18 protein-coding genes are annotated in these 21,052 nt (G+C 65.2%); 5 read left to right on the top strand and 13 right to left on the bottom strand.

The window, feature by feature from the left end; translation table 11 throughout:
• Positions 1-23: 23 nt before the first annotated feature.
• From HEB94_RS23685 to HEB94_RS23695, 3 genes are all read left to right on the top strand, one after another.
• Positions 24-299 (top strand): hypothetical protein, encoded by a 276-nt coding sequence (locus HEB94_RS23685; RefSeq protein WP_192751935.1) that lies wholly within the window; start codon positions 24-26, stop codon positions 297-299.
• 598 nt (positions 300-897) lie between these two features.
• Complete coding sequence (locus tag HEB94_RS23690) at positions 898-1,776, top strand: phosphotransferase (RefSeq protein ID WP_192751936.1); 879 nt, start codon at positions 898-900, stop codon at positions 1,774-1,776.
• A 311-nt stretch (positions 1,777-2,087) separates the two neighbouring features.
• Positions 2,088-2,837, top strand: a complete 750-nt coding sequence (locus HEB94_RS23695) for a hypothetical protein (protein ID WP_192751937.1) — start codon at positions 2,088-2,090, stop codon at positions 2,835-2,837.
• 39 nt (positions 2,838-2,876) lie between these two features.
• On the opposite strand, the gene HEB94_RS54705 is transcribed toward HEB94_RS23695, so the two are convergent.
• Positions 2,877-3,308, bottom strand: coding sequence for an integrase core domain-containing protein (locus HEB94_RS54705; RefSeq protein ID WP_420481539.1), 432 nt, complete (start codon positions 3,306-3,308; stop codon positions 2,877-2,879).
• Positions 3,309-3,668: 360 nt separating this feature from the next.
• On the opposite strand from HEB94_RS54705, the gene ltrA reads away from it, so the two are divergent.
• Positions 3,669-4,946, top strand: a complete 1,278-nt coding sequence (gene ltrA, locus HEB94_RS23705; RefSeq protein WP_192751939.1) for a group II intron reverse transcriptase/maturase — start codon at positions 3,669-3,671, stop codon at positions 4,944-4,946.
• On the opposite strand, the gene HEB94_RS23710 is transcribed toward ltrA, so the two are convergent.
• Complete coding sequence (locus tag HEB94_RS23710) at positions 4,895-5,716, bottom strand: IS3 family transposase (RefSeq protein WP_192751940.1); 822 nt, start codon at positions 5,714-5,716, stop codon at positions 4,895-4,897. The two genes, ltrA and HEB94_RS23710, sit on opposite strands and share 52 nt — an antisense overlap.
• Positions 5,713-6,003 carry a transposase gene (locus HEB94_RS23715; RefSeq protein WP_273376242.1) on the bottom strand — a complete coding sequence of 97 codons (291 nt, stop codon included), beginning with the start codon at positions 6,001-6,003 and terminating at the stop codon, positions 5,713-5,715. The genes HEB94_RS23710 and HEB94_RS23715 overlap by 4 nt, the downstream gene beginning before the upstream one ends.
• 803 nt (positions 6,004-6,806) lie before the next feature.
• Here HEB94_RS23715 and HEB94_RS23720 point away from each other — a divergent pair.
• A complete protein-coding gene (locus HEB94_RS23720) occupies positions 6,807-8,222 on the top strand; it encodes an IS1380 family transposase (protein WP_192751942.1) in 1,416 nt (471 codons plus the stop codon).
• Positions 8,223-9,801: 1,579 nt separating this feature from the next.
• On the opposite strand, the gene HEB94_RS23725 is transcribed toward HEB94_RS23720, so the two are convergent.
• From HEB94_RS23725 to HEB94_RS23770, 10 genes are all read right to left on the bottom strand, one after another.
• Positions 9,802-11,217 (bottom strand): IS1380 family transposase, encoded by a 1,416-nt coding sequence (locus HEB94_RS23725; protein ID WP_192751943.1) that lies wholly within the window; start codon positions 11,215-11,217, stop codon positions 9,802-9,804.
• A 565-nt stretch (positions 11,218-11,782) separates the two neighbouring features.
• Entirely contained in the window at positions 11,783-12,703 is a 921-nt protein-coding gene (locus HEB94_RS23730) for a phosphotransferase enzyme family protein (RefSeq protein ID WP_238362514.1), read from the bottom strand.
• 51 nt (positions 12,704-12,754) lie between these two features.
• Positions 12,755-14,041: an alpha/beta fold hydrolase gene (locus tag HEB94_RS23735; protein WP_337917939.1), complete on the bottom strand. Its 1,287-nt coding sequence runs from the start codon at positions 14,039-14,041 to the stop codon at positions 12,755-12,757.
• A 424-nt stretch (positions 14,042-14,465) separates the two neighbouring features.
• On the bottom strand, positions 14,466-15,197 hold the full coding sequence (locus HEB94_RS23740) for a class I SAM-dependent methyltransferase (protein WP_192751946.1): 732 nt from the start codon (positions 15,195-15,197) through the stop codon (positions 14,466-14,468).
• Positions 15,198-15,507: 310 nt separating this feature from the next.
• A complete protein-coding gene (locus tag HEB94_RS23745) occupies positions 15,508-16,176 on the bottom strand; it encodes a hypothetical protein (protein WP_192751947.1) in 669 nt (222 codons plus the stop codon).
• A gap of 91 nt (positions 16,177-16,267) precedes the next feature.
• Positions 16,268-17,350 carry an IS630 family transposase gene (locus tag HEB94_RS23750; protein ID WP_202896502.1) on the bottom strand — a complete coding sequence of 361 codons (1,083 nt, stop codon included), beginning with the start codon at positions 17,348-17,350 and terminating at the stop codon, positions 16,268-16,270.
• Positions 17,351-17,588: 238 nt separating this feature from the next.
• Complete coding sequence (locus HEB94_RS23755) at positions 17,589-18,161, bottom strand: GNAT family N-acetyltransferase (RefSeq protein ID WP_192751949.1); 573 nt, start codon at positions 18,159-18,161, stop codon at positions 17,589-17,591.
• 269 nt (positions 18,162-18,430) lie between these two features.
• The gene (locus tag HEB94_RS23760; protein WP_192751950.1) at positions 18,431-18,679 is read right to left on the bottom strand and encodes a hypothetical protein; all 249 of its coding nucleotides are present in this window, start codon (positions 18,677-18,679) and stop codon (positions 18,431-18,433) included.
• Positions 18,680-18,753: 74 nt separating this feature from the next.
• Complete coding sequence (locus HEB94_RS23765; RefSeq protein ID WP_192751951.1) at positions 18,754-19,161, bottom strand: hypothetical protein; 408 nt, start codon at positions 19,159-19,161, stop codon at positions 18,754-18,756.
• Between the two features lie 741 nt (positions 19,162-19,902).
• Positions 19,903-20,676, bottom strand: a complete 774-nt coding sequence (locus tag HEB94_RS23770) for a phosphotransferase (RefSeq protein WP_202896503.1) — start codon at positions 20,674-20,676, stop codon at positions 19,903-19,905.
• Positions 20,677-21,052: the final 376 nt, after the last annotated feature.

Below are 21,052 nucleotides of genomic sequence, written 5' to 3' on the forward strand. Positions count from 1 at the left end.
CTCGGAAAGCGGTGGCGGTCGAAATGAGTGCAACTCAGCAGCAACGAGATCGGCGGACGTGGCTGCGACGAGCCGGGATCGCGCTCTCCATCCTTGTCATTGCTGGGCTCGTGCTGCTGGTCGTGTTCCGGACACAGTACGAGGTAGCGGTCAGAAGATGCGAGGACGGTCCCTCGAAGGAGGGGCGGGAACTGACTGAGGCGCGCTACGGGTGGCAGAACTCCCCACCCGGCTACTGGTGCGAACGCGGGTACGACGACGGAAGCACCGAGCGAGTCTCCTTCGGATTCTTTCCATAGACAGTGGAACCGCGGGGACGGGATGACAGCTCGGACCGACATACGGCACCAAGCCAGGCCCGAACTCCAGATACGACGCGAGCCAGCCCGCGCGAGGGTGTCCGATGCACGGCCGATCCTGATCACCGAGGTCGTGAGGACGCACCTCGGCGACGCGTACCAGGTCCTGGTCCATGTGCGACGAACGGCACCCCGAGTGGCCCCCGTATGGCCCCCAAACGCCGAGATCTGGCCGGATAGAGCGAGCCACACCGAGCCCCACCGAGCACGCTCCCGGAGCGCCGCCAGAACCACGTTTCCGCAGGTCAGGACTGCTAACAGCCAGGTCAGAGCGGAGGGCATGGGATTCGAACCCATGACCGAGAGGGGTCCCTCGGTAGCGGTTTTTTTCAAGTGCACGAGCCCGCGCCTGCCAGCCGCGGTGGTCAGCCGGATCCCACGTCTGCTCGCCAGCGACGCGGCCGACCAGCTGACCCTCATCCGGAGCTGCGTGGCAAGAGGCAAGGCGCAGGCAGCGTCCTTGACCGTAGCCGGGCGGGGCGGACCGTACGCAGAAATTGTTCGTGCTGTGGGCGCGGTCGTACTAGGATCGCGCGCTGTGTCTGAGGAACCTTCGCAGTTCCCCCGGGTCGCCCGACTGGATGCCGACCGGCTGATCGAGCGGCTCGCCGTAGAGACAGGCCTACGACTCGACCTCGAGAGCCACAGCACCGGCGGACAAGTCGGCGCCGCGTACGTGCGCTGGCCCGATGGCCACCGGTCGGTGCTCACCTGGCAGCCAGGTGTGTCGCTCCGCCGCGCCCGCGAGACCGCACGGAACGTCGAGTTCGCCCGCGCCGTGGGCGTCCCCGCACCCCGGTACGAGCTGGTCGCCGACCTAGACGACGAGGTTGCTGTCGTGCAGGAGCTGCTGCCCGGCAGCTCACCCAAGGGGGTCGATGTCCGCCTGGTCGAGGAGATGCTCGCCGTCGACCGCCGGCTGTACGGCGTACTGGCCGGCACTGACATCGCCGCCGTCCCGCTGTACCTCACCGAGAGTGGACCAGGCTTCTGCCTGCACGAACCGCTCCAGGCATACAGTGCCAGGTCGCGGCGGCTGCTCGAGTGGGTGCACGAGGTCGGTCGCACTGTGCCGCCGACGATGAGCGGCGACGACTTGGTGCACCCCGACTTCCACCCCGACAACGTGCTGGTCACCGACGACGGAGTGCTCAGCGCAGTGGTGGACTGGGACGGCGCCGCCCGCGGCGACGCGCGGTTCGGAATCGTAAACATGCGCTTCTTCGGCCCGCCCGGCCGGCTCGCCCCGGAAGTCGTACGCCGTATTGACGCGGCCATCGACGAGGCACTCACGCCCGACGAGATGCGGCCGTACTGGGCCGCCCTGTCGCTGCGACTGGTGGACTGGTCCATCCGACACTCCACCCCGGCGGACACCGAAGGCTGGCTCGACCTCGCCGAGAGTCGGATCAGCTGATCGAAGCCACCCAGGCTCAGACGCCAACGGCGACGCCAACACGCCCACTCAAGGCCGGTCTGAACTCCTCGGACCAAGATCACGACGAGCGTAGGGACTATGCCGATCCCGAAGTGCCCCGACCTGAAAAGCAGACGGTCCACGATAGGGGAGTGGCCGCGTCGTACAGCAGAGAAGTACAGCAACCACCCCGGCCAGAGGCGCCCGATCGTGAGCGCTAGCAACTCGCTGACCTGCGCAAATCTCCCCCGACCGCTTCGTTCGTTGATGGCATCGAGCTGGTCAGCAGTAACGCATGGCACCATGAGCCGGTGACTCCGCAGGAGGCATTCTCGAAGCTCAACGACGCTGCGGTGTTGTGGGCTGTCGGTTACGGGGGTGCGGCCGACGTCATTCGGGCCGCCTGCGACGCCCTGGTCGCGGGGATCGACGGCAGCGAGCTGGAGATACTCGCCGGCGTGCCACATCGCCGGGCCGAGGAGGAGGTCCGCGACGTCCTGCCCGCCGTCGTTCGTGAGCTGGGACTGCCCGACTACCTCGAGAACGGCGACGACGCCGATGTCGCCGCACTCAGGGTTCTGGCGTCCCGGACGGTGGCAGGTGAGCTTGAGCCGAGGGAGCTGGCCGCGTGGACGAACCGCGCCTACCACCTGCCCGTCACCCAGATGCTCGCGGACTTTTGGGGGGAGTACGAGTGCTTGGAGTCCACGGGCAGGCCAGGCTTCACCGGCTACGACACCACTGACCACTTGACGCTGCCGTCCAAACCGAAGCTCGCCGACTCCTCAAGCTTCCCCACGAGGTTCCGCCGCGGACCAACCCCGCCACCTATAGATAGACCTCCTCCCGCCTGGAGTCGACTAGCGCCATCGCCCACACATAACCCCCACCTTTGGACGCGCTCCGACCCCGATCGACGGCAGACAACGAGCACGACCAGGCCGATGATCCGCCAAGCAGCGTTGCTGATCGCCAGATATCGCAAGCTAAGAAACCCTCCGATCCCTAATCGGGCGGTTAGGGGTTCAAGTCCCCTCGCTGGCTCCAGCCGAAGTCCCTGATGCGCCCCGAACCTTCCGGACAGCTATTTAGCGACTAATTCACGCTGCGAGCTGCCGGTTCAGGTATTCTTTGTAGACCTGTTTCGGGGTCCGGTACTGGAGCCCTGAGTGGCGACGTACGGAATTGTAGCGTAGCTCGATGTACCGAGCAATGTCACGGTACGCGTGTGCCCGGGTGGGATACTGAGTGCGGTGGACGCGTTCGTTCTTGAGCGCGGCGAAGAACGATTCGGCCATGGCGTTGGTGTGTCCTGAAGGGAGCTGAGGTTTTCTGTTGTAGAAGGCAGAATGATCGGCAGTGACCATGCTGTTGCAGAGATGAAGGTAGGTCCTTCGGTATCGGTATACAGGTACTGGTGCCAAACCGCCGCGAGCTGCTGTGGTGAATGAGCCATGGTGGTGAACGTCCGCGGAAAAGCCGTCGTGAGAGGCGGCAGGTATGAGCCAAGAAGGCGAACGAGAGTGAACCATCGACGACGTGTCGTTAAGCCAGGTGGCATCAAAACTAGGGCCTTAATGCTGTCCTGGGATAAGTCAGAGGGAAACCTGTCTACTGCTCTGGCGGTGCCCGGCATGAAGATGGCGCGAGTTTGGCTTGGGCTCTGCAGCGGAACAGGAGAACTCCTCGGCACGACACGGGTTCCAGTGGATTGGAGCAGGAACCCATCGGGAGATCGGCAAGCGGCTAATCCGCGAGCCGCAGAGTACCGGGCACGTGCCAGGAGGGCGGAACGTCTCGTAGTAGTGATGAAGCGCCCGTAATGGGCGCGGAGCGAAGGAGACGTGTCGTCGAGTGTCGTCCAGCGATCAACCAAGCACGGGAGGAATTGCGTGGGCGAGACAAGATCAGCAGGTAAGTCGTTTGACATTCCGAGAACGCTGATATGGAAGGCATACCTGAAAGTCAGTGACAACAAGGGTGCGGCAGGGGTCGACGGGCAGTCGTTGGCAGAGTTTGAAGAGGATCTTCAGAACAATCTGTTCAAGCTCTGGAACAGGATGTCGTCGGGGAGTTATTTCCCAGCGCCGGTAAAGGCCGTTCCCATCCCGAAGCCGGATGGTGGCACACGGATCCTCGGAGTGCCCACTATCGCCGACCGGATAGCGCAGACGGCCGTGGCGATGATCCTGGAGCCGGACGTGGACCCCGTGTTCCACTCCGATTCCTACGGTTATCGTCCAGGGAAGTCTGCGCTGGACGCGGTGGAGGTGTGCAAGCAGCGGTGCTGGAGACGCCCATGGGTGGTCGATCTGGACATCCAGGGTTTCTTCGACAACGTTCCGCACGCTCAGATCGTCGCCGCGGTGGAGAAACACACCGACCTGCCGTGGGTTGTGCTGTATGTGAAACGGTGGCTTGTCGCGCCGGTTCAGCAGCCAGACGGTAGTCGTGTCGTTCCCGTCAAGGGAACTCCACAAGGATCGGCAATCTCACCATTGTTGTCGAATCTCTTCCTGCACTACGCGTTGGACTCCTGGCTGGCCAGGAAGTATCCGGTGGTGCGGTTCGAGAGGTACTGCGACGACGTTGTCCTGCACTGTTACAGTCAGCGGCAAGCGAAGTTCATTCGCCATGTTGTTGCCGAACGGTTGCTGGAGTTCGGGTTGGTCTGTCACCCGGACAAGACCCGCATCGTCTACTGCAAGCAGGAGGGGCGAGATGAGGAGTACCCGGTGACGAGCTTCACGTTCCTGGGCTTCGATTTTCGTCGCGCCCCTATCCGTCGCCGTGACGGCGTGCTGATGTGCGGGTTCGTCCCGCTCGTCGGCAAGGCTGCGTTGAAGTCGATGGCGCGGGTCATCCGGCAGTGGAAGCTGGGTCGCAGGACCAGTCTGAGTTTTCGGGGCCTCGCCGCGATGGTCAATCCCATCGTATCGGGGTGGATCAACTACTATGGGCGCTTCTACAAGTCCAGGTTGATGCACTTTCTAGAGCAGCAGATCAATCCCTTCCTGGTGAAGTGGGCGATGCGGAAATACAAGCGACTGCGCCGTGCCAAGGGAAAGACGCGCCGGAAACTGGCCGAGATAGCGTCAGCGTTTCCAGCGATGTTCGCTCACTGGAAACACGGCGCGATGCCTACTGGTTCGACGGTGGGAGCCCGGTGACGGGAGACTGTCACGCCGGGTTCTGAGAGCAGCGGCGGGTGAAATTCCCGCCGCTGACTCACCTCGTAACAGATTCCTGTTCGCCCGACCGATTGACTGAGCTTGTGTTTCTTCAGAGTCGCGGCGAACGTGGCAGACGTGTAGTTGCTGCCGCGGTCGGAGTGGAATATCGCTTGGTCGGCGAGGTCGTGATTTCGGGCGGCCATTTCGATAGCCTTCTCGATGAGCTGGGTCTTGTAGTTGTCGTCCATCGCCCACCCAATCACTGCCTTGGTGTGGCAGTCGATGACGGTCGCCAGATAAACCCATCCCTCCCAGGTTTCGATATAGGTAATATCGCCGACCATCTTCTGCCCGGGGGCGTCGGCGGTGAAGTCGCGTTGGACGAGGTCGGGGATGTGAGGAACCAACCCGTCCCCCTCAGTCAGGCTCAACCGCCAGGGCTTGGGTTGGCAGGGCTCCAAGCCCAGCTCGCGCATCACGGACCGGACGAGCTCGGGCCCGCACGGCACGCCCCAGTCGGCCAGGTCCGCATGGACTCGCCGGTACCCGTAGGTGCCGTCGGAGTCGTCGAAAGATTTGTTGATGAAAAGCTTAAGCTCTTCGCGCCGTTCGGAGGTTGCCGACATCGGCCGGCCACGCCATTCATAGAATCCGGACCGGGACACTTCCAGGAGCGCGCACATCTTTACGATGGACAGCGTGGGTTCGGTGTTCGTAGCGATGTTTGTGGCATACTCCGCGTCGATGAACTCGAACGTGTCGCTCACCGATGATCTTTGGCAAAGTACGCTGCGGCTTTTTTCAGGAACTCGTTCTCCATGCGCAGTTCCCGCGCCTCACGCTCGAGTTCACGAAGCCGCGCGCGCTCACTGACGGTCAACGCCGGCTCGTCATCTGAATGCTCGCGACGGTAGGCGTTGACCCAATTGCCAAGGGTCGCCTCGTGGACACCGAGTTCCTTAGCAACCTGGGCGATCGGACGAGAGGTCTCGACCACCATCTTCACGGCCTCTTCTTTGAACTCGGCAGAGTAGTTCCTGCGGTGTTGTGGCAACTTTCTTCCCTTCCGGATTACCCAATCTTAGTTGGGCCGCTGTCCGGAAGGTTCGGGGCACCTCACCCAGGTCAGAGGCTTCCTCTGACCTGGACTTCGCCTTGCCTGCCTCAGGGTCTGTCAATGGCCGTGTGGAGGACTCAGCGGGCTGGCGTCTACTCCGGTGATGGCACTTGGCGTGGCGCGACGACCATGACCAGTTCCTCCCGCGTATGCGTGAAGACCCGATTGGGTACGTCGCGGCGAGCGGGCCGACAGGGCGGACACCATCCTCGCTTGTGCCGCTCGATGCGCTGCACACCTCCCTACGGGTGCTCACCCGGGGGCGCCGAGGCGCTGTACTCCGGATCGGAACTGGCCTCTCGAACCTGCCGGCCGCCCGCGTCGAGGACGCCGTCGTCATGGCGATGTAAAAGGCATGGCCGACGGCGGCTCAACCCCGCACGCTTGCCGCGCAGGGACAATGGGCTGCGGGGGTGGCTCGCCCTTACCGCCGGCGAGTGGACCGCGCCCGCGGACAAGGCCTGCGGAAAGGGCCGCGCGATGTGGGTGCCAACTCCGCGAAGCGGCAAGAACAGGGGGGCGAGGACTCGTGATCCGACAACTGGTCCGCGACACATGTCCGCCAGCTGAGGTGCGACACATGGTCTAGGAACTCCGTCCGGGTAGGTGGGGACGGCTCAGCCTCAATCCGTGGACCGGGTGAGTGGGCCCTCGGCGCGGTAGCAGGGAAAGTGCCTTCTGGATCGGGAGAATCTGGAGTGTCTAGGTCCTGATCCAACCCGATCCAAAAGGCACTGAGAGTGAAACTACCGTACGGGTGGTCGCGGGCCACGCTGGTGTTCGATGATCAGAACCTGGTGTCGTGTGCGGGCCTGGTGCCGGTGATGGCGTTGGCCGAGCGGGCGGGCCTGTCGGAGCTGGTGGAGGAGCGGGTCGCGATCCGGACCACGACGGTGAGGTCGGCAGCGGTGAACCCGGCGGGCAAGGTGACATCGATCATCGCGGGGATGGCTGCCGGCGCGGACTGTATCGATGATCTGGATGTGATCCGCTCTGGTGGGATGCGGCGGCTGTTCGGCGGGGTGTATGCGCCGGCGACGTTGGGCCAGTTTCTGCGGGAGTTCACCCACGGCCACACGCTGCAGTTGGCGTCGGTCGCGCGGGCGCATCTGGTCAACCTTGTTCAGGCCAGCGGGCTGCTGCCCGGTATCGAGGATCAGGTGTTCATCGACATCGACTCACTCCTACGCCCGGTTTATGGGCATGCCAAGCAGGGCGCGAGCTTCGGGCACACCAAGATCGCCGGCCGGCAGGTGCTGCGCCGGGGCTTGTCACCGCTGGCGACCACGATCAGCACCAGCCAGGGCGCGCCGGTGGTGGCCGGGATCCGGCTCCGCGCCGGACGGGCCGCCTCGGGCAAGGGTGCGGCGAGCATGGTGGCCGAAGCGATCGCCACCGCCCGTGTCGCCGGCGCCAGTGGGGAGATCTTGGTGCGGGGCGACTCGGCGTATGGCAACCACGCCGTGGTCGCCGCGTGTGTGAAAGCAGGGGCGCGGTTCTCGGTGGTGCTGACCAAGAACCCGGCAGTGACCGCTGCGATCGCCTCCATCCCCGAGCACGCCTGGACCCCGGTGCACTACCCCGGCGCGGTCACCGATCCCGACACCGGTGAGTTGATCTCCGACGCCGAGGTCGCCGAGACGGAGTTCACCGCGTTCACCTCCACCAAACACCCGGTCACCGCCCGGCTGGTCGTGCGCAGGGTCCGTGACCGAGCCCACGACCAGGCCGGCGATCAGGAGCTGTTCCCGGTATGGCGTCACCACCCGTTCTTCACCAACAACACCGAACCCACCGCGCAGGCTGACATCACCCACCGCCGGCACGCGATCATCGAAACCGTGTTCGCCGACCTGATCGACGGACCACTCGCACACCTACCCTCAGGCCGGTTCGCCGCCAACAGCGCCTGGGCGATCTGCGCAGCCATCACCCACAACCTGCTCCGCGCCGCCGGCACCCTCACCAGCCCCCGCCACACCACCGCCCGCGGCGCGACGCTGCGCCGCCACATCGTCACCGTCCCCGCCAGAATCGCCCACCCACAGCGCCGCACCGTCCTACACCTACCCGAGCACTGGCCCTGGGCGGAACAGTGGAACACCCTTTGGCACAACGTGTTCCGCCCCGCAACCGGCCCACCACGCGTCGCCTGAAACTACCCACCCGCCACCAAGGCCCGACCGGAGACCAAAGGAAAGCTGGGCAGACCAGCAGCCCCCGCCTGCCCACCCACCACCAACCACGAGCGACCCGCAACCAAAACCATCAACCCAGCGAGTCCACGGATTGAGGCTCAGGCGGAGGACGGGGGAGTATGGTCGCCGGCCCACCGGCGGGTGCGGGCGAGTAGACACGCCTGAGGAAGGCTGATGGGACGACCCACCTCTAGATGGGTTCAAGGAACTCCTCCGCAATCCAGGCCGATTACCCCGTCTCCCGAGGTGTTGGATGCTCGCCGTAAGAAGCGGGCGAGTCAGTTCTGCCGTCGACATGACATCAGATGTACGGGCCCGCGCTCGCAGCGAACGTGCGGCGAGTTCTACCAGGTCATCGGTCAAGTTCCAGCCGGTCAGGAGTCGGAGGACTGCACGAGCAAGGGACGGCCATGGATGATCGGGGTCATCAGGTCCCAGTATGTGGACGTCGCCGTCGGACACGCATTTGAGGCGCCCGGGATGCTCGCCCATCGTTCGGCGGCCGAGATGAAGGTCCCACTCTCGTGGAGCATGTAGGTAGTTTGCTGCCATCGGGCTCGATGGGTGCACGGTTACCACGTCGCCCAGCCACAGGTCTTGGAACTGGTCAGCAGTGGCGTCCACGATCGTTCCGTCCGCGAGCCGATTCCAGCAATGCACCCAGCTCACGGTGCCATCGAGGAGTCTCAAGTAGCCCGACTGGGCTTCCCATCCGAACTCGGCTTCGAGCGCGCCCGAGACGTGTCCACATCGGCCGTCGTTTGGCCGCGCGTCGCGGAACCGTACTTCGGCGCGCAGCTCGTAGATGCGCCGCAGGACCGCAGAGTCCATCAGATCGTCGCCTGTCGCAGTCGTCACCCGGCCAGCGTTCCAGCCGCAAGATTGAGTAGGCAACACCAATTCGGGTGGGGGGCTCGACGGCACACGCTCTCGCAGGACCGTCGACGTGCCACTTGCGTGCCAGATGGAGCGGCCGATCATGGTCTGTCACGGTCAATAATGGTCACCACCGCACGTCCGGGCCACGAGGTCGATCGACGCTCAGCCGAGCGTGGAACACGAATATGCCTTTGCAAGGCAGGGGTCTCACCCGTCCCGGCATACGCTTCTAGCTACTTGCCTGCGCCACGATCCAGTGGCGAGCGAGACGCTGCGCGAGGTCCTGTCGAGCCTCGATGGGTTGGACGTTTCCACTCCAACGATCGCTCGCCGGCCCCCACGTGGCCATCTGCTCGACGGAGCGCGGCGCTACATGGAAGTGCACGTGAGGCACAGTCTGGTTCGCGACGAGTCCATTGTCTGAAAGATGTTCAAGCCATCTGGCGACAACTCGGCGACAAGTGCCCTGGCCAGCTGGTGGACCATCGCCATGACTGCGGATGCCTCATCGACGCTTAGCCTCAATCCGTGGACTCGCTGGGTTGATGGTTTTGGTTGCGGGTCGCTCGTGGTTGGTGGTGGGTGGGCAGGCGGGGGCTGCTGGTCTGCCCAGCTTTCCTTTGGTCTCCGGTCGGGCCTTGGTGGCGGGTGGGTAGTTTCAGGCGACGCGTGGTGGGCCGGTTGCGGGGCGGAACACGTTGTGCCAAAGGGTGTTCCACTGTTCCGCCCAGGGCCAGTGCTCGGGTAGGTGCAGGACGGGCCGGCGCTGTGGGTGGGCGATTCTGGCGGGGACGGTGACGATGTGGCGGCGCAGCGTCGCGCCGCGGGCGGTGGTGTGGCGGGGGCTGGTGAGGGTGCCGGCGGCGCGGAGCAGGTTGTGGGTGATGGCTGCGCAGATCGCCCAGGCGCTGTTGGCGGCGAACCGGCCTGAGGGTAGGTGTGCGAGTGGTCCGTCGATCAGGTCGGCGAACACGGTTTCGATGATCGCGTGCCGGCGGTGGGTGATGTCAGCCTGCGCGGTGGGTTCGGTGTTGTTGGTGAAGAACGGGTGGTGACGCCATACCGGGAACAGCTCCTGATCGCCGGCCTGGTCGTGGGCTCGGTCACGGACCCTGCGCACGACCAGCCGGGCGGTGACCGGGTGTTTGGTGGAGGTGAACGCGGTGAACTCCGTCTCGGCGACCTCGGCGTCGGAGATCAACTCACCGGTGTCGGGATCGGTGACCGCGCCGGGGTAGTGCACCGGTGTCCAGGCGTCGTCGGGGATGGAGGCGATCGCGGCGGTGACTGCCGGGTTCTTGGTCAGCACCACCGAGAACCGCGCCCCTGCTTTCACACACGCGGCGACCACGGCGTGGTTGCCATACGCCGAGTCGCCCCGCACCAAGATCTCCCCACTGGCGCCGGCGACACGGGCGGTGGCGATCGCTTCGGCCACCATGCTCGCCGCACCCTTGCCCGAGGCGGCCCGTCCGGCGCGGAGCCGGATCCCGGCCACCACCGGCGCGCCCTGGCTGGTGCTGATCGTGGTCGCCAGCGGTGACAAGCCCCGGCGCAGCACCTGCCGGCCGGCGATCTTGGTGTGCCCGAAGCTCGCGCCCTGCTTGGCATGCCCATAAACCGGGCGTAGGAGTGAGTCGATGTCGATGAACACCTGATCCTCGATACCGGGCAGCAGCCCGCTGGCCTGGACAAGGTTGACCAGATGAGCCCGCGCGACCGACGCCAACTGCATGCAGTGGCCGTGGGTGAACTCCCGCAGAAACTGGCCCAGCGTCGCCGGCGCATACACCCCGCCGAACAGCCGCCGCATCCCACCAGAGCGGATCACATCCAGATCGTCGATACAGTCCGCGCCGGCAGCCATCCCCGCGATGATCGATGTCACCTTGCCCGCCGGGTTCACCGCTGCCGACCTCACCGTCGTGGTCCGGATCGCGACCCGCTCGTCCACCAGCTCCGACAGGCCCGCCCGCTCGGCCAACGCCATCACCGGCACCAGGCCCGCACACGACACCAGGTTCTGATCATCGAACACCGGCGTGGCTCGCGACCACCCGTACGGTAGTTTCACTCTCAGTGCCTTTTGGATCGGGTTGGATCAGGACTTCGACACTCCAGATTCTCCCGATCCAGAAGGCACTTTCCCTGCTACCGCGCCGAGGGCCCACTCACCCGGTCCACGGATTGAGGCTTAGGTCCGTGACCACCCGTACGTGTCTCTTCGGTATGACGTACGAGTAGCCGTCCACGGTCGTCCCGTATGAACGAGAGAGCCAGGTCATTCTCGGCGACAACGGCGCTAGGACAGTCCCGCTCCTCATACGTCCAAGCCTTTCGCTCGACGGCCTCGCACATCGGGCACGGGTCTCGCACGGAAAGCTTCATGAGGTCGACTCTGCCAGATGACCATAGACGGCCCAGCGGCTGTCGATGCCCCCGTGGTGCTCCCGAACGGCCCTCGCCAGCCGTTAACGATCAACTCTCGCCGCATTCAACCACGCTCAGCGGCAGCGGGACGAGGCGATGACGGGGCGGATGAGAACCCACTCGTAATGCGTCGCTCCTGCGAACGCCGTTGCTAACACGAGGTCTGGACGATCATGGACGGCTTTACTTCGTAGCGTGGTCCGCGGGTGTCAGTGCTGGCCGATAGTGCGGGCCAGGAATTCGAGGAGTCTGGCTTCTTGGTTGATGGCGTACCTCGCGCGGGCCCATCGCTGCGCAGTGTTCGCGAATCGGAGGTAGTGCAGTGCATGCATGAGGGCTGCGTCGAAGATCTGCTCGGGCGAGGGGATCGTTCCCGTACTGTTCTCGGCGTAGCCGGCGTAGAAGGCGGCGGCACGGTCGGGATGCCAGGTGAGATCCTCGTCGTGGAAGACGCAGATCAGCGGGTACCCCAGATCGAGGGCGATCGGTCCGGTTCCGGCGGCGTCCCAGTCCAGCAGCACAAGGTCGCCGTCGGGTCGCTGTCGAACGTTGCTCAGGTTGACCTCGCCGTGGATGGTGGCCGCTGGTTGATCGCTGATGCGGCGTACGCGGTGCGTCAGTGAGCGGAGGTCCTCGGCGAACGGGTAGTCACTCGCCTGCTGGTCGAGTTCGTTCGCGGCGGCCTGGACGGGTATCGCGAAGTCTTTCGAGACGGTAGGGAGTGCATGCATCTGAGCCAGAATGGCGCCTAGCCGATGCCAGGTCGGCGCGCTTGACGTCGGCTGACCACCACGGATGTCTTCGAAGACGGTGAGCCGGCGCCCGTCCTTGTCCACGACATACGGTGCCCCGGACAGATCGGGGACGATGGCCGGCACGTGATGTGCCAGCGCCCTGGCAACAGCTAACTGAACGTGTTGCGAGCCTTCAACTCCGGGACCGGGATCGGCGTCAACTTTAACCGCGAAGCAGCCCTGGTCACACACGATCCGTCCGACATATCGAGTCGGGTAGGTCTGTAGGCGCTGGAGTAGCGAGACGCCGGTGAGCCCCCAACCTTCCCTGAGCAGGTTGGAACTCGTCGCACCATCGCCGAGCTGCCCGTCCGATGACTCGCCATGCACCAGCATCTCCTCGGTCGGCTCCTCGGGCAACCACCAGAGACCCTAGCCGTGTCCCGGTCAGGTCAGCGAGGCGGTTTGGCCGGCCGCACCCGATCGAAATGGCCATTCACCGGCCATCCGCTCCTTGGCGTATGGCCGAGGATGATCCGGTTCCACCGGCTTCCGGGGTGGGCCGACCTCCCGCGCTGACGGTGACCATGGCGATCTCCGACGCCGGGAGCGACGTGGGCGGGTGCGGTCCGTATATCCGCAGAGCTGAGCGACCATGGCAAGAACCTCGTCGGCGATCAGATCTGGCGCCTGTGTGGGGATCATGTGGCCGCTGACCTCCGCGACAACGAGTCGGTCGAGAGGGGACTGCTTCGCGAGCTCCTGTTGGAGCGTCTGCCAGGACTGCTCGAACCGGTTGACGTCGGCGGCAGTGACGCCGGGTTCTTCCTGTATCAGATCGACCACGCCGTGTGTGATAACCGTGATGGGACAGGACATCGGGCGGGCGGCTGCCTTGACGAACTCGCAAGCTTTGAGGATCCGGTCGAAGACCCCTGGAGGATTGAGCTCGCGGACCTTCCTAAGACGATCGGGAGTCCAGTCGTCATACAGCCGCTCTGGTTGAGCGTCGACCAGCACGAGGCCAGCTACTTCCTCCGGATGCCGAGCAGCGAAGGTCCGGACGATGTGGCCACCGATCGAATGGCCCACCAGGACGTACGGCCCATGTACACCCAACGCACCCAGCCATGCCTCCAGGTCGGAAAGCCAGCCCTGCACGGACCAGGGGCCAGACCCATCACTCGCACCTTCTCCCGCCCGGTCGTAGCTGTAGGAGGCAGTCACCTGGCCGACTCGGGCCTGTACCAAGGCCCAATCCTTGGACGAGCATCCCAAGGCGGCCTCGAAGAGGACTGTGGGAGCGCCTTGCCCGTGCGACACCACGTGCAGGCGTCGGCCACCAACATCGACTGAACGCTCACTCATTAGATCGTCCCCTGGGTCGAACGGGTCGGTCCTCATGCAGCGCTCAGCGACACTACGAGGGCCTGACGCAAGGCTGCGAGATGGTGAGCACTTGGCCGAACCCGTGGAGCACACCGCATCGGAGGTGTGCCGAGTGGGCTGGTCCACTACTGCTGCGGGTCGTCTGGATCGGGACAGTATCGCGTGTGGCCGGGCCTCGGGTCGGCCGGACCGCGACGCCCGTGTCGAGGAGCTCAAGGGCCTCCAGGGACTCCTTCGGACCGTCGGGACCGTTACGGGCCGCCGCTCTTCCGGCCCAAGCCAGGACACCGGCCGACCCCCCCGCCCCTCAGGTGGCCGCGGGCTTCGCCATCGTCGTCTGTTCATCAGGATGGTAGATGCGAGCCACTGCGTCCGACGACAGCTCGGTCACGAGTACCTCGCCTGTGTTCTCCACGTCGAGCGGGACTACTCGGCCGTCGCCTCGCACACCCCACTACCGTGCACTTGGGCACGGCTTCCATTGGTCGTGAGCGGTCGTTTTGGGCTAACCGCCAATAAGGAGCGCGGCCGCGGGCAGGGCTCCGCGCCAGCGCTGGCGCGCCGTCCTCGGGCTCACAGGGCGGACCGGGCAAACCCTGCCGGTCCTTTGGCACGTGTGGAAGCTGCGACCGTCATCGGTCTCCGGTCAAGTTGGTGGCGAGGGCCCGGCGTCCTCTGAGGGTGTGAGCCGGAAGGCGTGACCGAGGACGTCTCTCGGGGCGGCGCGGGCACTTTGGCCCGCAACAGTCGACCGCTACTGTGCTGGCCCTCAAATCCGCCGGACGAGGTGAACTCCGAGCATGTAGGCGTCACTGTGTCGGAGTTCGACCTCCCACTCCCGTTGCACTGCCAGCCACTCCTCAACGGCGCGGATGACGCCTTCACCCCAAGTGCCGCCGAAGTCGTCGAAGAGGATCCAGGAGTCCTCGACCATGTGTGGGAGCGCAGCGGCGATTTCGTCGCGGGTGTTCTCGTACACGTGGCTCGGATCGTGGAAGAGCACGCGAATCGGCTGGTTCCACATCCGCAGGAATGCGCCCGTGTATGTGACGACCTGGCACACCCGTTCCGGGCCGAGCCCCAGTGTCCAGAACGTTTCTCGTGCCGCGATGTGATCGAACGACGCGGACGGGTCCTCTCGCTGGTAGCAGTCCACGGTCACCACCGGCGCGAGCCCGCTGCCGTCACGAACTCCCAGCGCGAGTGCGCTCGCGGTCCCGCCCCGTTTCGTTCCGAGCTCGACCACATGACCGAATGCCGGATCGGCGCCGTGCAACCCGCGAGCGACCTCGTAGAGCAGGCCAAGCTCCAAGTCGCTGACAAACGCCCTCGCATCCTGCCGGATCCGTTCGACCACTGCGCCGGTTTCAGCCGACGCCCACCTCCACGCCGACGCACGCTGCCACGCCGAGCCGGATCGCTGCCCGACAACCACTTCCTCGACCGGACGTTCGACTCTACCCATCGGGTCACCATGGCAGCCACCGCGGAGCCTCGCCATCGATTTCCTCGGCAGACGGGCGCGCCGCCAGCCCTCTGAGGCGCGCCGCTGGGCGTGCGACGGGACACCGCGGCGGGGTGTCGGTGACGACTGGTAAGCACGACCGACATCGCCAACAACCGTCGAGGAGACGGCGCCCCGCAAGCGGCGCGCACCGCCCCGTCCTCGTCCTGCGGGCGGCCTGGCGGCCGTCCTCGGACGGGCTGGCGAGGCCACTGACGGTTCGCCTGACTGGTTGATGTCATCTGAGGCTGAGCCTTTTCCGGGGGCGCTGCCCCAACCCCCCGTCCTCCCTCCAAGAGAGGAGCCTTCAGGGGGAGGATGCGGCCTCGGCCAGGGCTGCCCGGATGCGGCGAAGGTACTCGGCGGGGTGGTCGTCAGCCTGCTGGAGGTCGGGCACGTCTAGTACGTACCGGCGTTGATCCGGCGGCACACGCCGCGCGAACGCACGCGGATCGTTGACCAAGAAGGTGCGAAGGTCCACGCCGAACAGATCGATGATCTTCGGATTTCCGTCAGAGGAGAGCAAGACGTGCCGATCGCCGATGTCGACGCCGACCCACCCGTGCAGGTTCTGACGGCCCCACTCATCGATCGTGTCGACCTCACGGCGGAGAGCCCGCAGATCGGCGTCGGCTCCCTCTGGATGCTGCCAACGCCACAGAAATCTATTGACCATGCTCGGATCCGGGGAGGTGAGGTACTCAAGCACGGCCAGATGTCCGCCACCTTCTAGCTCGGTTGCCAGCTCCATCCGGGGAACGTATCGATTGCCGGCGCATCGCTCGCATAGATCAACGAAGTGCCCGTACGGGCTGACCCGAGCAACGAGGTGCCCACTGAGCGAACGATATGCGTACGCCCAGTCGCCTTGACCACACAGCACCCAACCCAAGTGCTCTAGACGGGCTCGTGCAAAGCGGTGATTGAGCGCATGCCACTGCATGCCGAGCAGGGGGACGAGTTCGGGATCATCCACCAGGCGAAGCCTGCCGGCCGACGGCTGACCCCCGCCACCGGGTTTCGCCGGTCGGCTGTCGTGCAACTAGTGTTGCGTGATTCTGGTTGTGTTATTTCGCGTTGTTGTCGACGAGTTTCTTGATGTTGGTCTGGACGAGGCGGACCTTGGCGAGGATCTCTTCGCTGGTGGCGGTCCAGGTGAACGGCTTCGCGTCGATGTTCCAGGTGTCGATGTAGTCCTTGATCTGTTTGATCAGCACGTTCACCGAGGTGAAGGTGCCGCGGCGGATCGACTGGCGGGTCAGGATCTCGAACCAGGTCTCGATCTGGTTGATCCAGCTCGATCCGACCGGGGTGAAGTGGAACTTGACGTGCGGATTCTCCTCCAGCCAGGCTTCCACCTCTGGCGTGGTGTGGGTGGACAGGTTGTCCAACACGACATGGACCTCTTTGCCCGCGTGGGGTTTGACGGCCTTCTTCAAGAAGGCCAGGAAGTTCACCCCGTCCCGGGTCGGCGTGGCCTCCCCGACGACCTGGCCGGTGCCCACATCCAAAGCGGCGAACAGGTTCGTGACACCGTGCCGCACATAGTCGTGGGTGCGTTTCTCGGCGACGCCGAAGTCCAACGGCAGCAACGGCTGGGTGCGGTCCAACGCCTGGATCTGAGTCTTCTCATCGATGGAGAGCACCACCGCCCCACCGGGCGGGTCCAGATACAACCCGACCACATCGGCGACCTTGTCCGCGAACGCGGGATCCTTGGACAGCTTGAACGTGGCATGCCGGTGCGGCGCAAGCCCCTCCTCCCGCCACACCCGAGCCACATAGCTCCACGACACACAGATCCCCTCGACCCGCTTCAGATACCCAGCCAACCCACGGGTCGACCAGTGCGACAGCCCCGTCCCAGCCGGCGGAGAAGTCCTGGTCAACGCCACCACCCGAGCCCGCACCCGCGGTGGAACCTGCACCCGCGGCGCAGCCCGATCACGATCGTCCAACCCGGCCAGGCCATGCTCGGCGTGGCGGCGGACCCACCGATCCACCGTCGGCAATGACACCCCCGCCAACTCCGCGATGTCCTTACGACGCCGCCCTTCCCCATGCCACAACACGATCCGCGCCCGAGTCGCCAGCACGGCCGACACATCCCGACTGTTCACCAACGCCCGCAACTCAGCGTCCTGCTCCACCGAAAGCTCCACACCGAGTCAACGAGCCACAACCAGAAAAGTAACGCAACCAGAATCACGCAACACTAGCGTGCTATTAGGCCAGGTCTACGACGGTCGTCAACGGTCACTCAGGAATAGGGCCGCAACGAAACTTGAGCCACTACCAGTGTTCCCCACCAGACTTCAAAGCTGGGCATTCACGACCCGCTGCGTTGACAGGAACTTGGCTCCGGTGAGCCGCGGCTCCGACGCGGCCTCAGGCAGACTCGACGGAGCCGAGCGAGTGAACCTCGGCGTACTCCTCGACGGTCATACCCATCAGCACCAGGTCGTGGTGGGCCCCGGCGAAGAACTGTCGGCGCCGCCGCCGACCCTCCTCGATGAAGCCGAGCTTCTCGTGAAGCTTCATGCGGGCGGTGTTGTAGGCATACATGTCAACATCACACTTCTGGAAGCGGCGTTCGCCGAACATGTACCGCAGCAACAGGTTGATCGCTTCGCTTGCGTAGCCGCTGCGATGGAAGTCGCCACCGATTGTGATGCCGTAGGAGAAGACTCCGGCGTTCTTGTCAACGTCAGTCGTGCCGAGCCAGCCGACGAGCCGGCCCTCGGAGAGTGACTCGATACCGAGGCTGAAGGTGTCGTCGTCTTGTGTCCCGACTTTGCTCTCAGCCCATTGGAGGTAGCTGGCCTTGGAGCGTGGCGGGTGCAGCGCCCCGGCGTTCCGCATGACTGTCGAGTCCTGATCAAACTCCAACGCGAGCTGCTGCCACTCGTCCGGCTCGCCACCCCTTAGCCGCACCCGCTCGCCAACCCAGATCGAGGCCATGCGCTCGGACCTTAGCAAAGCGGTCTATCCCCGGACGGGCCGTTCTCGCGTCTGGCGGCCACTCGGATAGCGCGCACTCGCACTGGCCCAGCGTGATCCCCCGACCAGCGCTATCCGACGACTGGCGCCTGGTCGCCGCCCAGCTGAGCGCCGTCGGTCAGCTCGCCATCGCCGAGCGCGCGCTGCGCCTCACGTCAGGCGATTCAGGTACGCCGCTCTGGTCGAGGCCCTCGGCTGGTGCACCCCCACCTACCGAGGGCCGCTCTGTCTCACTTCGCGTTGCGGCGCTTGTCGCTGGCCTTGTGTAGGCCGTTCACCAGCTGCGCCACCGCGATCCCGACGCCGGTCCAGCCCTCCTCACCGTCGATCGGCCGGTCGTCCACACCCTCGCCGCCGATGTACAGACCGCCGTTGTCCATCGCCTTGACCTGGATCGTCAGCACCAGGCCTTTCTTCTGCGGCGACTCCTCGACCGTCTTCGCGAGGATCGCCCGCAGTGCCTCCGGACTGATGGCCATGCTTCCTCCTTGCGTGCCGCCACCGTGGGGTGCCAGGAGTCGAACCTGGCCGAAGACCGTCGCCCCTCCTGCTGCTACGGAGTCACCGACTCACACGCCCTCTTGAGGGAGGCGTACGCCCCATCCCAGTCGTTCGGCTCGCCATCCCGGATGTTCTCCGCCGCCGCCGTCACGTCGTGCGCTGCCTCGTGGATCGCCTCGTCGGTGGAGGCGACCGCCTGCACGTACACCTCGGTCGCCTTCCGGTAGTCCCGCAACTCCTTCTCGCTGTACTTGCCGAACAGCTCGCACGCAGCGACTCCGTACTGGTCCACCATCTGTGTCTCAACGGCGACAGGAGTCGGGGTCGCCGTGGGCGTCCTCTCCGCCGCCTGTTTCGGCGTCTCTACGGGCTGGGAAGGCGACGGGTCGTCCGTTGGAGCTGCCCCTCCGCATCCCGCGAGCAGGACAACGCCTGCAGTCGCCAGGATCAGCTTCCTCATCTTTCCACGTTCCTCTCTCGTGCCAGAACCGTCGTGGCCTGGTGAGAACCCCTCGGCTCCTCGTCGGCTTGCTCTCGTCAAGCTGCGAAGTTGGGAGACCGGCCGGCGCTCCGGAGGAGTGAGCGCCGGGCCGGTCGGGGTGCCGGTCACCTCCGGGGGACGAGAGGTGACCGGCGGTCTCGCTACGCACATGCCCATGGAGAAGTCGGCGGCCGCGGCGCAAGGGACGTGCGACCCTAGCCGGACGCCGTACCGTCGCGCGTGACCCCATGCACTGGACGAAGCCGATTGGGCTGCACCCAGCCGTCCGACCGACGAGAGGCGCCCTCAGCCCCCGCCTCATGCATGTTGATGGCTGGCCCAGCTGATCAGATCTCGCGCACCGTTCCACTCGGGTCGAGCCCGGTGTGGGTCAGCTGAGCCTTGATCCCGGCGGTGTCGAAGCGCCCAACTGGTGTCTGCGGTGCCGCAGGTGAGCAGTACCCGCGGGTGTCCGGGCAGGCGCGCCGCCACGGCCGGCGGGTAGACCGGGTCCTTGGAGCGCACGAATCTGGCGTTGTTGGGGCTGAGGACCGAGGCAGCTCGTGATCAGGGTGCCCGTTCCTACGGATAAAGAGGTCGACCGTTTCTGGCCAGCTCTCGCCGTTCCATTCGCGTGCCTCTAGGACGGGTCCGCGCCGGTCATGAGTGGTCTGTCAGAGGTAGCCGCTATGTGCTGTCCATTCCGCGGACGGTTCAGCGTCACCCGTCACGGAGTGCACGCTCAAGCTCCACCCGATGTGCCGCGGTCCAGTCGTAGGAGGCGCGTCCGGACTCCACCGCGCCCAGGTCGCGCAGCCGCTGATAGCCGCGGTGTCCGGCGTCTGCGAGGTCTGCAATTCCGCGCCAGGTCTGGTCATGGCGCGCTAGTACGGTCGCGATCAGCTCGGAGCGGTCGGCGAGCCCGTAGGCGTCACACATCAAGCGCATCAGCCTGCCCAGCGTCCTCGGTTCAGGGCGGTCTGGTGCGAATCGAGCTGCAGGATATGCCCAACAGATGTCCGCCACGTCGTGAATGCGGGGTCCGGGAGTGGAGTCGTCCCAGTCGATGAACGCCACCGGGCGATAGGTTCCGTCGCCGGTGTCACGGAAGACGGTGTTGTTCGGGCAAAGATCGTTGTGACAGAGGGTCTCCTGGTCGTCGGCGAGCGGGGTTCCGGCGGTGAGGTCGTGGAACTCCCGCACGAGTTTGGCGACCCCGACAAGGCTCTCGTCCGACAACACTCCCGGCGGAGTGACCTGGTTTTCAGCGGGCCGCAGGGCCAACGTGGGAAGGGGGGCCCACCCTGGAACGTAGGTGAGCATCTGGCGGCCCTCGTTGTCGACGCCCAGGAAGCGAGGGGCACCTGTCCAGCCACGTTCTTCAAGATGGCTTAGCAGCGCACGAGCGTCGTCAGGGCGACCAGGCGGCCGTCGTCGAACCGTGTTGCCAATGCGGACAACCTTGTTGATGCGGCCACCAGGCAGCTCGGTCACGATTACAGCTCCTTCCACATGGGTCGACGAGCCTTGCAGTGGACACAGACCCGTGCCACTCGTTTTCCCATCGGGGAGAGCGGGCAGATCTGGCCCTGGCGAAGTCCGGCTCCGGCGACCAACGAGCCCCCGAGGTGCCCCACGGACCCCTGATGATCGACCGGTCGCTGTCGGCCGGTCGCCGTGCAACCTGCGCGCAATTAAGCACGGCCTGCACCGGTCATGAGCGGTCAAATGGGAGTAACCACCAGGCGAGACGCGAGCGCCCCCAGGGGTGCACGCCAGCCTTCCAAGCTAGTGCTCATCAACCAGTAGACAGGCCCGCCTCACAAGGCTCGACGTTAGCCCTGTGGGGTCGCCAGGACGGATGCGCTTT

Source organism: Actinopolymorpha pittospori (genome assembly GCF_014873875.1).
Classification (GTDB): Bacteria; Actinomycetota; Actinomycetes; order Propionibacteriales; family Actinopolymorphaceae; genus Actinopolymorpha; species Actinopolymorpha pittospori.

What these genes read in the sequence shown, in the direction of transcription:
- HEB94_RS23760 (WP_192751950.1), bottom strand. Translation starts at nt 18,679, where the DNA reads ATGGCCATCAGTCCGGAGGCACTGCGGGCGATCCTCGCGAAGACGGTC.
- HEB94_RS54705 (WP_420481539.1), bottom strand. Translation starts at nt 3,308, where the DNA reads ATGGTTCACTCTCGTTCGCCTTCTTGGCTCATACCTGCCGCCTCTCAC.
- HEB94_RS23685 (WP_192751935.1), top strand. Translation starts at nt 24, where the DNA reads ATGAGTGCAACTCAGCAGCAACGAGATCGGCGGACGTGGCTGCGACGA.
- HEB94_RS23740 (WP_192751946.1), bottom strand. Translation starts at nt 15,197, where the DNA reads ATGGCGAGGCTCCGCGGTGGCTGCCATGGTGACCCGATGGGTAGAGTC.
- HEB94_RS23755 (WP_192751949.1), bottom strand. Translation starts at nt 18,161, where the DNA reads ATGGCCTCGATCTGGGTTGGCGAGCGGGTGCGGCTAAGGGGTGGCGAG.
- HEB94_RS23765 (WP_192751951.1), bottom strand. Translation starts at nt 19,161, where the DNA reads ATGAGGAAGCTGATCCTGGCGACTGCAGGCGTTGTCCTGCTCGCGGGA.
- HEB94_RS23730 (WP_238362514.1), bottom strand. Translation starts at nt 12,703, where the DNA reads ATGCTGGTGCATGGCGAGTCATCGGACGGGCAGCTCGGCGATGGTGCG.
- HEB94_RS23735 (WP_337917939.1), bottom strand. Translation starts at nt 14,041, where the DNA reads ATGAACAGACGACGATGGCGAAGCCCGCGGCCACCTGAGGGGCGGGGG.